General features: G+C 73.6%; 10 protein-coding genes. 5 read left to right on the top strand and 5 right to left on the bottom strand.

Annotated features, from left to right (window positions below):
- Positions 1–466: 466 nt before the first annotated feature.
- The 4 genes from CM1CMNOD_RS04950 to CM1CMNOD_RS04935 form a co-directional block, all read right to left on the bottom strand.
- On the bottom strand, positions 467–2,245 hold the full coding sequence (locus tag CM1CMNOD_RS04950) for a DUF5719 family protein (RefSeq protein ID WP_157490974.1): 1,779 nt from the start codon (positions 2,243–2,245) through the stop codon (positions 467–469).
- Between the two features lie 320 nt (positions 2,246–2,565).
- The gene (locus CM1CMNOD_RS04945) at positions 2,566–5,739 is read right to left on the bottom strand and encodes a glycosyltransferase (protein ID WP_013872564.1); all 3,174 of its coding nucleotides are present in this window, start codon (positions 5,737–5,739) and stop codon (positions 2,566–2,568) included.
- A 195-nt stretch (positions 5,740–5,934) separates the two neighbouring features.
- Positions 5,935–6,198 carry a WhiB family transcriptional regulator gene (locus CM1CMNOD_RS24320; protein ID WP_166462337.1) on the bottom strand — a complete coding sequence of 88 codons (264 nt, stop codon included), beginning with the start codon at positions 6,196–6,198 and terminating at the stop codon, positions 5,935–5,937.
- A gap of 1,067 nt (positions 6,199–7,265) precedes the next feature.
- A complete protein-coding gene (locus CM1CMNOD_RS04935; protein ID WP_013872562.1) occupies positions 7,266–10,190 on the bottom strand; it encodes a bifunctional FO biosynthesis protein CofGH in 2,925 nt (974 codons plus the stop codon).
- Between the two features lie 174 nt (positions 10,191–10,364).
- Between CM1CMNOD_RS04935 and CM1CMNOD_RS04930 the strand changes: the two genes are divergently transcribed.
- A complete protein-coding gene (locus CM1CMNOD_RS04930; protein WP_013872560.1) occupies positions 10,365–10,556 on the top strand; it encodes a hypothetical protein in 192 nt (63 codons plus the stop codon).
- 180 nt (positions 10,557–10,736) lie between these two features.
- On the opposite strand, the gene CM1CMNOD_RS04925 is transcribed toward CM1CMNOD_RS04930, so the two are convergent.
- A complete protein-coding gene (locus CM1CMNOD_RS04925) occupies positions 10,737–10,988 on the bottom strand; it encodes a hypothetical protein (protein ID WP_013872559.1) in 252 nt (83 codons plus the stop codon).
- Between the two features lie 271 nt (positions 10,989–11,259).
- Here CM1CMNOD_RS04925 and CM1CMNOD_RS04920 point away from each other — a divergent pair, with 271 nt between their 5' ends.
- From CM1CMNOD_RS04920 to CM1CMNOD_RS04905, 4 genes are all read left to right on the top strand, one after another.
- The gene (locus CM1CMNOD_RS04920) at positions 11,260–11,856 is read left to right on the top strand and encodes a TetR/AcrR family transcriptional regulator (RefSeq protein WP_013872558.1); all 597 of its coding nucleotides are present in this window, start codon (positions 11,260–11,262) and stop codon (positions 11,854–11,856) included.
- Positions 11,857–12,069: 213 nt separating this feature from the next.
- On the top strand, positions 12,070–13,119 hold the full coding sequence (gene cofD, locus CM1CMNOD_RS04915; protein WP_013872557.1) for a 2-phospho-L-lactate transferase: 1,050 nt from the start codon (positions 12,070–12,072) through the stop codon (positions 13,117–13,119).
- Positions 13,112–14,425, top strand: coding sequence for a coenzyme F420-0:L-glutamate ligase (locus tag CM1CMNOD_RS04910; RefSeq protein WP_013872556.1), 1,314 nt, complete (start codon positions 13,112–13,114; stop codon positions 14,423–14,425). The genes cofD and CM1CMNOD_RS04910 overlap by 8 nt, the downstream gene beginning before the upstream one ends.
- 151 nt (positions 14,426–14,576) lie before the next feature.
- The gene (locus tag CM1CMNOD_RS04905; protein ID WP_013872555.1) at positions 14,577–15,410 is read left to right on the top strand and encodes a DUF3105 domain-containing protein; all 834 of its coding nucleotides are present in this window, start codon (positions 14,577–14,579) and stop codon (positions 15,408–15,410) included.
- Positions 15,411–15,505 lie beyond the last annotated feature (95 nt).

Below are 15,505 nucleotides of genomic sequence, written 5' to 3'. Positions count from 1 at the left end.
GCCATGACGGCGGACGGGGCACTGACTCTGAATCTGTGGGGACGAGGCAGGGTGTTCATCGCCTCACCTGGCTCGCGCACGCCACCACCGCCCTGAGCGGCTGGCTGACCGCCTGGCCCCCGACGGACGTGAAGCTCTCAAGATCTACATCCCGCCCCCGACCGAAGATCTTTTCGCCGACGAGCCATCCCCGGCCACCCGCATGGAGCATGATCCAGAAGAGTTTGCCGCCCGGTACGCTTTCGGTCCTGTAGGCGTACACAACGACAGACACACAGCGATCTCCGCTGTCCGGCCAGCGCCCCAGGGCGCCGGTCGTGTTTCGGGGAGCGGCATGATCCCGGCATGGGGCAGCGCGGCGTCCGGGATCGCCAGGGGCGTCCTCGCGGAGCTGTTCCACCTGGCCGTGGAGCCCTGTTCCGCCTGGCCATGGAGCCAATGTGGGATCGGGGCCGGGTAGGCCGGGCTATCGGCGGAAGGCGGCCCGGGGGTCCTGGAACAGGGTGGGGACGAAGACCGTCCGCGGCGCCGCCGACAGGGTCAGCGTGGCGACCCAGTCGGTGGTACCGATCGTCTGTGCCGCGACCAGCGGCCCGCCGCGGGTGACCATCCGCACGGTACCGGCCGATCCGACGGATACCGTCCGGCCGGCCGGGACGCGCAGCGGGTTTCCATCGATCCATACCGTCACTGTGGTCTCTGGCGCAGTGAGCACCAGGGCGGAAAGTGTCCGATCCGGTACGGCAGGCAGCAGCGTGGCGGCTGCCGCGTCAGGCTCGATCACGTCCGCCGCACCGACCCAGCGATACTCCCGCGCCAGCGGCGCAGCCATCACGGTTGGTGACACCCCTGCCGCTCCGTCGGACGCCGACCCCCCGGCCGGCGGCGACCCGGTCTGCTGTGAGCCGGCCTGCTGCGAACTGGCTGAGGTTGCCGCCGTGGGTCCCACGGGCAGCCCGAGACCGGCGACCACCGGCCCGCCCGAGAGCACGGCCACCCGCACCGCCGTCGTACCGACCCGCTCCGGCAACGCCACGGCGCCGGCCGTGAGCGCCGGTAGCCGCAGGACACCGCCACCGGGCACCCGCACCGCCGCCAGACCAGGCGGGGTGAAACGCGCGGACGCGGTGAGCAGCTCCAGACGGATCACCGCGTCCGCCTCGGGTGCAGCCACCACGACCTGCGCGCCCGCGATCCCGGCCGGTATCCCGGCCGTGCCGGCCAGCACCAGCGAACCGGCCGCTCCAGACCCGACCGGCCCGACCTCGGCCGCCACGGACCCGATCTGCCCAGAGCCGGCCATTCCGGACCTGGCAACTCCGGGGCCGGCCGCCCCGGCCGCAGGCTCGGCTCCCCCGGCCCCGGCCGCCCCTGAGCCGGCAGCTCCGGCACCGGCGGCCGGAGCCCCGGCCGCCGCGGGCACGACGACCTGATCCCGGGCGAACGGTGCGCCCGCACGGTCCAGCATGGCGGCGGCCAGCCGCCCGTCACGTACCCGGATCCGCACCGCCGTGGCTTCCGCGTCGGGTACCCAGTCGGTCAGCCGGCGGATCACCCGCGCCATGGGCGGCACCGAGACACCGTCACTGACCGCACCGTCACCGACCGCGCCAGTGGTGGCCATATCGTCACCGGCCGCACCAGCGGTGGACGCACCGTCATCGGCCACGGCGCCGGCGGCCCGCGCGGCGGCGCCCGGTCCTCCACGGTCGGCCGGCCCGAACGACGTGATCTCCACACGCGCGGGCGCGGTCTCGGGGTTGGTAAGGACGATCACCGGGTCACGGCCGGTGCCGGTACCCGGGCCGACGAACCAGAACTCGTTTCTCGGCGGGTTGCAGCGCGCCCGGGACGGCGCCCGACCGGGCGCGCCCGGGACGGTCACCGTGGCGCTCAGCCCGGCCGCCACGGGGCCGCTGGCGTGCACGGCCAGCGGCACACCACCGTTCACCTGGACCAGTACACCCCGCGCTCGGGCCGGACCGGTCGGAACGTCACGCACCGCACCACCGGCGGACAGCCAGATCCGTCCGTCCGTGCCCGGCTTCCCACCCACGGTGCCGCCGGCGGTCGCGACGTCCACCGTCACCGGGGCACCCGCCGGCGGATCAAGATCCGGGCACAGCAGTGTCGCGGACGTCACCGGCGCCCGTGGGCCGGCTGTGGGTGAGACCGCTTCGGGCCGGCTGCCTGCCGGGGGCCGGCCGAGGACGGCCAGGGCCAGCACGCTGGACAGGGCGAACATGACGGCAACCGTGATCATCGCTGTCAGGCGCGCGCGCCCCGTCCAACTCGCGGCCCGCGCGGCCCGGATCGGCCGTCGCGTCCCAAGACGTCGGCACCGGCTGAACAGCCCTGCCCGCACGGCCCGGATCGACCCGCCACGGTCTCCGGCAGGCGGCGCGCCGGCAGCCGCCGCCCACACGGCCTGGACCAGCCGGCCGGGCAGTTCCCTTCGAGTACGTCGCTCCGCCTGGGCTGGTTGATCCGCCTGGTTTGGCCGCTGCGGGCGGCCGGGCTGATCCGGGCGGCCGGGCTGATCCGGATGGGCCCCCTGCGTCCCGGTCACCGTGGGGAGCCCGCCGGGCCGGCCGGCAACCGGCGCCACACCACGGCGTCGTCCGCCACCTGTTCCCGGACCAGCCCGGGCACGGCGTCCAGCGCGGCGACCAGCGACGGTGCCGCGCCCGCGGCGGGGACGACGACAGCGCCCACAGCCAACGCCGTAAGCCCGCCGGCGGCCGTTGCACGCCCGGTGACAAGATCCGCGACGACCACCCCGACCGCCGCGCCACCAGCCGCGGACATCGCGCCGAAGGTGATGTCCAGGCGTGGGCCGCGGGCGTCCGTGAGCGTGTAGCCGATCGGCGCGTCCCGCGCCGGCTGACGCAGTATCAGCACGCGGGCGTCCGGCCCGGACAGCTGTGCCGCCGCGAGCGCGGAAACCACCATCCCGCCCGTGCGGGCGGCGGCGCCGGCCGCCACCTGGCCGGCATCGGCGACCATGAGCGCGCCGGTGAACGGGCTGGCCGCGACCGCCCCACCGAGGGACAGCGCCGTGACGTGCCGCCAGCCGGGCCGGTGACGGCGGAGCATCCCCCGTACTCCTGTCACTGAGAGTGCGCAAGCCGCCAACATGCCGGTGACGGCGACGGCGAGCTGCGCGGCGGCGGGCTCCCCGGCGCGTCCGGCAACACCCAGGTAGCTCTCGACGGCCGCGCCGGCCAGGCCGACGGCGACCACGCCCCATGCCGCGAGCGCCGGCCCGCGGGTCTCGGCCCGCACGGCCCCGGCCGCGCCGGCGAGCGCGACCGGTACCAGTACCGCCGCGAGGCCGGCCACATGCCCGCCGGACAGCCCGGCGGGCGGCCCGGCCGCTGACATGGCCGCTCCCAGCCAGTCCGGCAACGCGTCGGCCATGGCGCCGGTGACGTCCCGGCCACCCGCGCCTGTCCCGGGCAGGGCGCCCGGGACTTCGACGGCCGCGCCGACGAGCCGCCGCCACCCGGGGAGCAGGTCACGCCATGGCCACCACGGCAGGCTGCCGGCGACGGCCACGGCGAGCACCTGCGCCAGCCGGTGTGGCCGGTGCGGCCTGCGCAGCAGCACGACCGCGCCCGTAAGCCCGACGACGGCGGACAGCAGCAGTGCCGGCGCGCAGGCAACCACGGCGAGCAACCGCAGTGCGAGCCGGCGGGCCGTGGGCCAGGTGGCGCGGCCTGTGCCCGGCTGCGTCACCAACGCGGCCGCGGCGGTGAGCAGGCCGGGGAGCAGCACGAGCGCGAACACCACGTCGACCCGGGCCGCGGCAACCGCCCAGCTCATCGGCGGGGACAGCGCGTAGCCGGCCGCGACGATGACCCGGACCGGCGTGCGCGGCGGACGCGGTCCGCCGGCACCGGACGCCCCACCGCCGGAGACCGCCTGGACGGCACCACCACTGGGGACACCGTCACCGGGGACGGCCCTGCCGGCAACAGCCCTGCCGGAAGCGGTATGCGCAGAACCGGTACGGGCAGGGACGGTACGGGCGGGGCCCAGGTGACCGCAGGCGGCGTAGGCGGCAAGAGCGGCCAGCGCCGGTCCGCCCAGCAGGACGATATCGGCCGCCAGCCACGGCCTGCCACCCAGCACGGTCGCGAGGACGGCCAGCGGCAGCAGCCACAGCCCGGTGTCCGTCGGCCCGGACACCACGGAGCCGGCGGACACCGCGCCGGCGGCACCGCCAGGCCATCCGGCCAGGGCGACCGACCACAGATCCCGGGCGCCGTCGGGTAACGGCAGCGACACACCCGTGCCGGGTATCCGGCAGGCGGCCGTTCCCGGCCCCCATCCCGGCCCGAGCATGAAACGGGCCGCTATGAGGCTCACGACGGCCAACGCCCCGGCAAGCGCCAGGGCTGGACGCTGCGCCCAGACCGGTGGCCCGCCGCGCCCACGACGGCGGGCAGGCGCACGCGGGATGAGAGCGGCAAAGGTACGCAGGAACGTCCGGACCGCACCCAGCGGCCCGCCCCGGGCCGCTAGCAGCGTGCGCAGCCTCCGGGCGGGCACCCGCGCGGACACCGCCCGGCGACGGCGCGCCCGCCACAGCCAGCCGGGACGGCCCATCACCGTGGCGGCCGCGGCGACCTCGTCCAGTCCCTGGCGGGGCTGGCCGACGGCGGCCAGCGCGGCGCCACGCACCAGCGCCGCCGGCACGAGCCCAAGCCATGCCGGTACCAGCGGGCCGGCCGAGATGTTGGCCATCCGGACCCGCAGCTCTTCCCGCCGCAGGTCACGATAGCTGCCATGGCCACGGTGGCTGTCCTGCCCACGGTGGCCGGCACGTCCGCCGGGCCGCTGCCCGCGGGCCGGGACACGGTGGCCGCCGGGGCGGGCAGCGTGGATCACCGCGGGTGGGACGACCACCACCCGCATCCCCGCGCGCCAGACCCGCCAACAGAAGTCGAGGCCGGCAGCGGCGCGCAGCCGCGGATCGAACCCGCCGAGCCGCCGCCACGCCGGCCCGCGCACGAGCGCGCCCGCGTCCGAGACCGCCAGGACGTCCCGGACGGCGTCGTGCTGGCCGGCGTCGATCTCACCGGGGCCGATGCCGGTCACCCGGCGCCCGGCGCTGTCCACGGTGGCTCCGGCTTCGACGATCAGCTTCGGGTCGGCCCAGTCAAGCACTTTCGGGCCGAGCACGGCGGCGCTGGGATCCAGCGCCGCATAGGTCAGCAGCCGCTCCAGCGTGTCCAGGGCCGGTACCGAGTCGTGGCGCAGCAGCCAGAGGAAGTCCGGTGTGCCGGTGGCCTGGCCTGTCCGATCCGGCCTGTTTGCCTGGCCTGTCCGGCTCGCCAGCGCCGCGGCCACGGCCGCCCCGTAGCCGGTGCCCGGCGGCATGGTGCGGATCAACACCTGCGGGCTGTCCGGGATCCGCGCCCGGCGGGCCGCGGGCCCGCCGCTGACGTCCACCACGACGACATGGTCGGGCCGGCGGGTCTGCTGGCCGAGCGCACGCAGCGTCCGTGCCAGGCCCGGGCCTGTCGCGGCGTCCGGAGCAGCATGATCGGAACGTTCTCGACCGGCCCTGCCCCGGCCCTGGTCGGCGGCCACCACGATCGCGACGACTTCGACCCTGCCGTACCCGTCTACGGCCTGCCCGCCGACCGCGGGCCCACTGGCGAGGCTGCCCGGGTCGCCGGTGTCGGCGACCGGACGCTCGGCAGATGGCGGTGACGGCCCGGTGGCGGTCACGCGGCCGATGCCCGCCTACCGGCTTCCCGGCAGGGCTCGAGCGTCGAGGATCGGTGTGCGGGCCCCGAATCCGGTGAGCGGATCGGAAACATGATCGCCCCGACGTCGGCGGCCCGGCCGAGTCCGGTGGGTATCAGGCGCCGCCCGCACGATCGATGATCCATCGGATGCGGACGAAGGTCCATCGGATGCGGTCTAGACCGCCTGCCGACGCAGCCGGCGTCGCTCCCGCTCAGACATCCCGCCCCAGATACCGAACCGTTCGTCCTTTTCGAGCGCGTACTCCAGGCATTCGCTGCGGACCTCGCATCCCGAGCAGATGCGCTTGGCCTCGCGGGTCGATCCACCCTTCTCCGGGAAGAACGCCTCCGGGTCGGTCTGGGCGCACAGCGCGCGCTCCTGCCACTCCGGCGGATCCGCAAAGATGTCGTCGATACCGAGAGTGATGACGTTGGCCAGACCCGTGCCGCGTGACTCTCCGGCTGCCGCGCCACCGGCCAGCGCGTCACCGGTCACCGTGTCACCGGTCACCGTGTCACCGGTCACCGTGCCACCGGCCCGCGACCGGCCGGCAGATGACCTTACCGATATCGATTCAGTGAATTCATCTTCTTCTTTGTCGTCGTTGCCATCATCGTGAAAGTCAATATCAAAATTGACGTCGAACTCGGCGGTGGTCAGCTCCCGACCCTCGCGGCGGCCGGGATCCGGCCGCCCGGCCCACTCGGTGGCCGTGGGCTGCGCGGGCAGCCCGGCACGTGACCGGTGTGTTTCGGCGAGGACGATGTGGACGCCCGCGTCGGTGCGTTCCATGTGGACTCCTCCAGACCCGTCGCGGTGCGGTCGGCCACCCCCCGGGCGCCGGCGCGCAGGTGACTGGTGTCCACACCGGCTGGGTGGGCGCTTTACCGCACCTTCCCCACCGGCGGGGGAAATGACACGCCGGTAATTACACGCGCCGAAGACCGCCGCGTCAACCCCACCAGCGCAACATCCTCTACAACCAGCGATCAAACAATAGCTCACGGTAGCAGGACGCTGTTACAGAGGGTCCCCGTCCAGCGCACTGAGCGATATGCGAGAAGTCCCCGAGAGCTCTGACCAGGCCATCTTACCCTCCGAAATCAGATAAAGTTGCCACGAACTGTCCTTCTTGTGACATCTCCTCCTATCCGCTGGACTTCCACTTTCGCGGATATCCATCCGAACAGTGACAACGAACATCGGTGGTTGTCGGAGCCGCACCGGCGCCTGGCACAACCGCGATCAACCCGATGAACGGGTACCGCCGGAACGTCGATCAGGGCGCCGCCTGGCATCCACCCACCGTCCATCCTGACGGGCGGGCAGGAGCGGCTGACAGGCGGGATCGGCTGACGGGCAAGCAGAACCAGCCCGTCACGCGATGGCACTTCCACCAGTCGCGATCCAGCGGAAGTGATCCGGTGGGAGCCCGGCGGAAGTATTGTCCAGCGGAATCACCGACCGGGGTGCCACCGGGACGAAAGTCAGGACTTCGGACCCGGTCAGGAGACGATCGGCAGGGCCCTCCGCACGGCTCCGTCGCCGCCAGGAGAGCGATCCCGGCCCGCGCCGGTCCCCCTGGCGGGGATTCGCACACCGGAGCGATCATCACTCTGCGTATCCGCTCCGCCGTCCTGGCGGGCAGCGGCCAGCCGCTCCGCCGGGACCCGACCGTAGGTCGTCGTCCGCTGCCGCGCCGACCGTCCCGCGGCCCGGGCCAGCGCCTCCAGCTCCGCGACGGAACGGGCCGACCCGTGCTGGGAGCCGGCCATCCGGCTGATGGTCTCCTCCATGAGCGTGCCGCCGACGTCGTTGACCCCGCCGCGCAGGACCTGCTCACAACCGTCCGGGCCGAGCTTCACCCAGGAGCACTGGATGTTGTCGATCGCGCCGTGCAGGAGCAGCCGGGCCATCGCGTGCACCGCCCGGTTCTCCTGCACGGTGGGGCCGGGCCGGGCCACGCCGGCCAGATAGATCGGCGAGCTGTGGTGGACGAACGGCAGCGCCACGAACTCGGTGAACCCGCCGGTGGACTCCTGGATGCGGCGCAGCAGCCGCAGGTGGGCCACCCAGTGCGCCGGGGTGTCCACATGCCCGTACATCATCGTGGCGGACGACCGCAGGCCCACCTGGTGCGCGGTCGTGATGATCTCCACCCAGGCCGAGGCCGGCAGCTTGCCCTTGGTGAGCACCCAGCGGACGTCGTCGTCGAGGATCTCGGCGGCCGTCCCCGGGACCGAGTCGACGCCGGCCTCGCGGGCCGCGGTCAGCCAGTCCCGGATGGACAGGCCGGTCCGGTTGACGCCGTTGACGACCTCCATCGGGGAGTAGGCGTGCAGGTGTATGCCCGGGACCCGGCTCCTGATCTCGCGGGCCAGGTCGAAGTAGGCGGTCCCGGGCAGGTCCGGGTGGATGCCGCCCTGCATGCATATCTCGGTGGCGCCGGCCGCCCACGCCGCCTCGGCCCGGGTACCGACCTCCTGTTGGGAGAGCGTGTAGGCGTCGGCGTCGCCCCGCCGCTGCGCGAACGCGCAGAACCGGCACCCGGTGTAGCAGACGTTCGTGAAGTTGATGTTCCGATTGACGATGTAGGTGACGTCGTCGCCGACGGCGTCGCGCCGCAGGTCGTCCGCAAGCCGGCAGAGCTCCTCGAGCGCGGGGCCGGCCGCGCCGAACAGGATCAGGGCGTCCGCGTCGCTGATGCCCGCCGGATCGTCGGCGGCGCGCCGCAGCGCGGCCCTCATCTCGCCGTCGAGGCGCGGCGACGCGGCGGCGGTAGCCACGGCCGGCGAGTCACCACCGGGCACAGCGCCGCCTTGCGCGGCGCCACCGGGCACAGCGCCGCCGGGTATGGCGCGGGCTCCCGTGCCGACCACTCCGTCCGCGCCGGTGCCCGCGGCGCTGACCTGCGCGCGCAGGACGTCCCAGTCGCCGTAGACCGAGGCGAAGTCCGCCCGGCGGTCGGTACGGCGGCCGGAGACGTCGATGGCCGCCTGCAGGTCGACCCGGCCGCTGTCGGCGAGCCCGCCGTCCGGCTCCTGCCAGGGGCGGCCCGCCGCGGCCGCTCCCGCGCGCAGCAGGCCGTCCGGACCGCTCAGCGCGGCCACATGCGGGCGTAGCCTGGGGTCCAGCCACGGTTCGTCCAGGTAGGGCGGGTAGGCGGTCAGCCGGGGCCGCAACGTCAGGCCAGCCGCCACGGTGGCCGTGGCCAGGGCTGTCACCGCCGGCCAGGGGCGTTCCGGGTTGACGTGGTCCGGTGTCACCGGTGACACCCCGCCCCAGTCGTCGATGCCGGCGGCCAGCAGCAGCGCGCACTCGTCCGGGTCGACCAGGTTCGGCGGCGCCTGCAGCCGCAGGGACGGGCCGAGCACCAGCCGGGCGACGGCGACCGCCGCGGCGAGTTCCTCGGCGCCGACATCGGGCGCGCCCCGCATCGCCGTGTCGTCCTTGGCCCGGAAGTTCTGGACGATCACCTCCTGGATACCGCCGTAACGGCGGGCCACCGCTCTGATCGCGAACAGCGTCTCGGCGCGTTCCAGGTAGGTCTCGCCGATGCCGAGCAGCAGGCCGGTGGTGAACGGCACCGACAGCCGGCCGGCGTCCTCCAGCACCCGCAGCCGGCGGGCCGGCTCCTTGTCGGGCGAGCCATAGTGCGGGCTGCCCGGGGTGGACCACAGCCGGGTCGCGGTCGTCTCCAGCATCATGCCCATGGACGGCGCGACCGGCTTGAGCCGGGCCAGCTCCTGCCAGGACAGCACCCCGGGGTTCAGGTGCGGCAGCAGCCCGGTCTCCTCCAGGACGGCGATGGCCGCCGCCCGCAGATAGCCGAGGGTGGAGTCGTAGCCATGGCTGTCCAGCCACTGGCGCGCCGCCGGCCAGCGGTCCTCCGGACGATCGCCCAGGGTGAACAGCGCTTCCGCGCAGCCCGCCGCCGCGCCGCTGCGGGCGATCTCGACGACCTCGTCCAGGCTCAGGTAGGGCGCGGGCAGCCGGTGCGGGACGGTCGCGAACGTGCAGTAGTGGCACCTGTCCCGGCACAGCCGGGTGAGGGGGATGAACACCTTCGGCGAATAGGTGATCGTGCCCGGCCGCCCGGCCGAGCGCAGGCCGGCGTCGCGCACCCGCGCCGCCGACGCGGACAGGTCGACGAGATCGCCCCCGCGGGCGGTCATCAGCACGGCCGCCTCCACCGCGTCGAGCGGCACGCCGTCGCGGGCCCGGCGCAGCGCGCGCCGCAGCGCCGGGCCCGCGGGAGCCAGGCCGGCTTCGGCGCCGGTGGTCGCTCGGTCACGCGGTTCACGACCCGGCTGGACGGCAGTCCGTACCGGCCGGGCGGCCGTCTGTCCGGTCTGCCGTGTCACCGGCGGCGTGGCATCGCTGTCCGTGGCCCGGGACGGGCCCTGCGCGGGCTCCCGCGATCTCGTCATCTACCCATCCGAATCCCAGCGATCAGCTATCGGGCGAAGCCGCCAGCAGCACGATCATGTTCTTCGCACCGGCGACGGCCATCGCATCCGGGCGCATCCGGGCACCCATACGGACACCTCTGTCGGACACGTCCGGGCACCTCCGGGCCTCCTCGAGCCGAAGGTGGCAGGACCATGCTCCGCGCGCCGCCGGCGGCCGGCATCTTCGAGGAGCCCGTGTTCGGGGATCCCGAAGGCCGACAGCAACGCGATCATGCTTTTCACGCCCGGGCGGCGGTGGCATCCGGCCACGCCGCCAGGGTCACCGCGACGATCCGGCCGACTGCCGCCGGTTGGCTGTCACCAGGGCCCGAAGGGCGCCTGTAGTCACGGACAGTCAACGGCAGGCCGATCATGCTTTGTGCGCGGCCGGCTCCGAACGCCGCTTCGCGAGCCCGGGCGGCCCGGGCTGTGCCCGCGGGATGCCGGTCGACGTGAGCGCCTCCGCGCGGTCGAACATCCCCCGGGCACGACACAGACCTCGGGCCGACAGGTGGTGTCAGCGGGTCAGGTGGTGATGGCGCGCAGCCGGCTGGCAACACCAAGAATGTTGTACGTCCGGGTACGGGCGACGAGCCGGTCGCAGCTGCGGGCCCCGGGGTCGCCCGGCGGCGCCGGGGACCTGCCCGCGCTACGGCGTACCTGCGAACGCCTGGCTGCCTCGACCTGTGGATGGCGCGCGTCGGCCAGCGCCCGGGCCAGCGTAGCCGTGAGGGCGTCGAGGCTGTGGCGCATCACGGGCGGCTTCGACTGGGACATGAATCGTCCTTTCCGGTTACGGCACACATGCCGGTGGTACATCCAGTCTCCCCATCCTCTCTAAGCAGAATCAAGAGATACGACACATCCAATGCGATCCGCCATCTTTTCAAGATCACAACTCGGAGCGACAGGACGGACCGGACAAAAAACGACCTTGACGGGTGGATACACCGATAACGGACGACAACCACCGTTGACATCCATCACGTGTCGCCGGTCCGGGTACCTTCCACGCACCGATGACGGCGACGGTCGTTAGGCTGATCAGGTGCCGCGTAACCGTCAGGAGGTCCCACGCGAGGAGCGAATAGACGCGCTGCTGGCCGTCGCCGAGCAACAGTTCCTCGCCCGCGGCTTCGCCGCCACCTCCGTCGCCGAAATCGCCCGGGCAGCGGGCATCGAGCCAGGCTCCGTCTACTGGTATTTCCGGTCGAAGGACCACGCCTTCGCCGCCGTCCTCAACCGGTTGCTCGACGGTGAGGTCGACCGCATCGAGGTGCTCGACGGTGATCCGGCGCAGAAGCTGTTCGCGGCCCTGGATTCGGTCGAACGCCGGCGTTCCCTGCATCCCTGTGTGGCCGAACGCGCACCGCACTCCCCGACGGTGATGGAGTACCACGAACGGCTGCACTCCTGGCTGCACGATCTGGCGATGGCCACGGTCGCCGACCATGTCGACGAAACGGAACAGGACATCGCCGCGGACGCGGTCGTGGCCACCATCGAAGGCGGGCTGGCCGACCCCGCTCCGACGCGGCCGACCAGCAGCCTGGTGCGCTATCTGCTGGCCGCGTTCGCCACCCACCACCCCGCGGCCGGAGCCGACAGCACCCCCCTGTCCCAGCCGGCGAGCGCGCAGCCGTAGGTTTTTGTCAGGCTTCGTGAGTTCCCCGAGTCCCAGCGCCTGACAGCCACGGGGAACCGGCGGCCCTGGAACGCGGCCGCGGTACCCACGGCGGCCGGCTCGGCCGTCACCGGTGACAGCATGCGGATAGGGTCGAACGGTGACACAGGCACGGGACGCGAGGGCACGGGACGCGAGGGCACGGGACGCGAGGGCACGGGACGCGAGGGCACGGTGAGGATCACAGCGCTCGCGGGCGGCATCGGGGGATCCCGTTTCCTGCTCGGTGTGCGGGCCGCGTTACCCGACGCCGACATCACGGTGATCGGCAACACCGGTGACGACATCACCCTGCACGGCCTGCGTATCTGCCCCGACCTCGACACGGTCATGTACACCCTCGGCGGGGGGATCTCCACCGAGCGGGGCTGGGGCCGGCACGAGGAGACGTTCACCGTGGCCGAAGAGCTGGCAGCCTACGGCGTCGGCCCGGCCTGGTTCGGGCTCGGCGACCGCGACCTCGCCACCCATCTCGTCCGCACCCAGATGCTCGCCGCCGGCTATTCGCTCACCGACGTGACCGCGGCGCTGTGCCAGCGGTGGCAACCGGGGCTGCGTCTGCTGCCGATGAGCGACGACCGGGTCGAGACACATGTGGTCGTCGACACCGAGCAGGGGCGGCGGGCCGTGCACTTCCAGGAGTGGTGGCTGCGGATGCGCGCCGCCACCCCGGCCCAGGAGATCATCTCGGTCGGGGCCGAGCAGGCGCGGCCGGCGCCGGGGGTGCTCGACGCGCTCGCGGACGCCGACGTCGTGCTGCTCCCGCCGTCGAACCCGGTGGTGTCCATCGGGTCGATCCTCGCCGTGCCGGGGCTGCGGGCAGCGCTGGTCGCGACACCCGCGCCCGTCGTCGGGGTGTCCCCGATCATCGGCGGGGCCCCGGTACGCGGCATGGCGGACGCCTGCCTGCGCGCGATCGGTGTGGCCACCACCGCGGCCGCGGTCGGCGCCCACTACGGCGCCCGCGGCACCCCCACCACGGGCGGGAGCAGCGGCGGCGGCACCGACGTCGTGAGCGCCGACGGCGGCGGAGGCACCGGCGTCGGCGAGGGCGGCACCGGCGCGGCCGTCGGCGGGGGGATCCTCGACGGCTGGCTGGTCGACACCGCCGACACCGGCACGCAGGTGCCCGGCGTCACGGTGAAGGCCCGGCCGCTGCTGATGACGGACATCGACGCGACCGTCGAGATCGTCCGCGCGGCCCTGGATCTCGCCGGTGTCTGAGTCACTGTCCGTCACCGCCATCGCGGGAATCGGCGAGATACACGCGGGCGACGACCTCACAGCAGTCATCGCAGCCGCGCTCACCACCCAGAATGTCACGTTACGCGACGACGACATCCTCGTCGTCACCTCGAAGATCGCCTCGAAGGCCGAGGGGCGACTGGTCCCGGCGGGCGCCGACCGGGAGGCCGCGCGACTGGCCGCCGTCGAGGCCGAGACCGTCCGCGAGGTCGCCGCCCGAGGGCCGACCCGCATCGTCGAGACCCGGCACGGGTTCGTGCTCGCCAATGCCGGGGTGGACGCGTCGAACGTCCGCAAGGACGAGATCGCCCTGCTGCCGCTCGACCCGGACGCGAGCGCGCGGGCCCTGGTCGACGGCCTGCGGGCCCGTCTGGGCGTGTCCGTGGGCGTCGTCGTCAGCGACACCGCCGGCCGGCCGTGGCGGGCCGGCCTGACCGACCACGCGATCGGTGTCGCGGGGCTGGCCGCGCTGCGCAGCCACATCGGCGACGTCGACCCGTACGGCAACGAGCTGGGCATGACCGAGATCGCCGAGGCGGACGAACTGGCTGCCGCGGCCGACCTGGTCAAACGGAAGCTCTCCGGGGTGCCGGTGGCGCTCGTGCGCGGTTTCCGCGCGCGCGCCGACGACGGCCGGGGGGCTCGGGCGCTGGTCCGCCCGGCGGGCGAGGACATGTTCCGGCTCGGCACCGCCGAGGCCCGGCGCTCGGCGGTCACCGCCCGGCGGACGGTCCGCGAGTTCAGCGACGCGCCCGTGGATCCGCGGGCGCTCCAGCGCGCCTTCGCCGCCGCCGTGACCGCCCCGGCCCCGCACCACACGACCCCGTGGCGGTTCGTGCTCGTCGCCGACGCCCGCGACGAGCTGCTGACACGGATGGCCGAAGCATGGGCTGCGGACCTGCGCGCGGACGGCTTCGACCCGGCCGCGGTCACCCGCCGGCTGGGGCGTGGCGACGTCCTGCGCCGGGCGCCCGTCCTGGTCGTGCCCTGCCTGGTCACCGACGGCGCCCACTGCTATCCCGACCGCCGGCGGGCCGCCGCCGAGGAGCGGATGTTCCTGGTCGCGATGGGGGCCGGCGTGCAGAACATGCTGGTCTGCCTGGCCGCGGAGGGCCTGGGGTCGTGCTGGGTGTCGAGCACCCTGTTCTGCCCGGACGTGGTCCGCGAGGTGCTGCGGCTGCCGGCGGACTGGCAGCCCATGGGCGCGGTGGGGATCGGCCATCCGGCGCGTCCGCCCGAGCCACGCCCGCCCCGGGACGTCACGCCGTTCGTCGTCACCAGGTGAGCCGGGTCACGTGGCCTGCGCCGGGTGAGCGGATCAGCTGACCAGGAGCGGGTGACCAGGAGCGCACCCTGTGACCCGGATCCCGTAACCGGAACCTCGTGGCCAGGACGGGGTGCGGCATGATATTCGGACCTTCGTAGGATGGGGCGCCGTGGGCAAAAAGAACGCGGAACGCAACGCACGGCTGGAGGCGCTCCGGCGCGAACAACGGCGCCAGGAGCGGCGCCGTTCCTGGCTGCTCTACGGTTCCGCCGGTGTCGTCCTGCTCGCTGTCCTCGCCGGCATCATCATCTATGCCGTATCCGACAACCAGTCGAAGAACGAAACCCGCAAGGTCGGCTATGTCGCGGCGGCGAGCGACGCCGCGGCGGCGGCCGGGTGCACCGGGGTCGTCAACGACGCGTCACGCGGCAACACCCATATCGCGGCGAACGAGACCGTCAACTACGACGTGGCCCCGCCGTCGTCCGGTAACCATGACGCCGACCCGCTGCCGGACGCCTACCGCTTCTACGAGCGCATCCCGAAACTGCGGATCGAACGTGCCGTGCACAATCTCGAACACGGCTTCGTCATCGGCTGGTACGACCCGAAACTCCCCGACGACCAGGTCACGGCGCTGCGTGCGGCTGCTGAGAACGCCGGTGAGCGGTTCATCGCGGTGCCCTGGGAACGCGGCGACTTCCCCGAGGACAAGCACTTCGTCCTTACCGCCTGGGACCGCACCCAGCGTTGCGCGACCGTCTCCGAGAGCGCCATCAAGGAGTTCGTGTCCGCCTATGCCAACCCGGACCCCGCCGGCGCGGCCTGGGACTCCCCCACCGCCGCCGAGTCGGGTGCCTCCGGCGGGAGCCTCAACCTCAGCCCGACGATCGCGGGCACGGTGGCCGCGCTGACCGCGCAGGCGCAGGCGCAGGCCACGCCGGGCGGGACGACTCCCGCGCCGGGGACGTCCGCCGCGCCCGATTCCACAGTGCCGCGCTGAGCGCTTCGGCGCTGAGGGCTTCGGGCAGGCCGCGGGGCGCGCGCCCCGGCCAGGAGACGAACGGGAAGGGCCGGGTGGACGCCGCCAGCCGGCCC

Origin of the sequence: Protofrankia symbiont of Coriaria myrtifolia, assembly GCF_900634755.1 — a bacterium.
GTDB lineage: Bacteria > Actinomycetota > Actinomycetes > Frankiales > Frankiaceae > Protofrankia > Protofrankia coriariae.
This window is presented reverse-complemented; position numbering and strand designations above follow the sequence as displayed.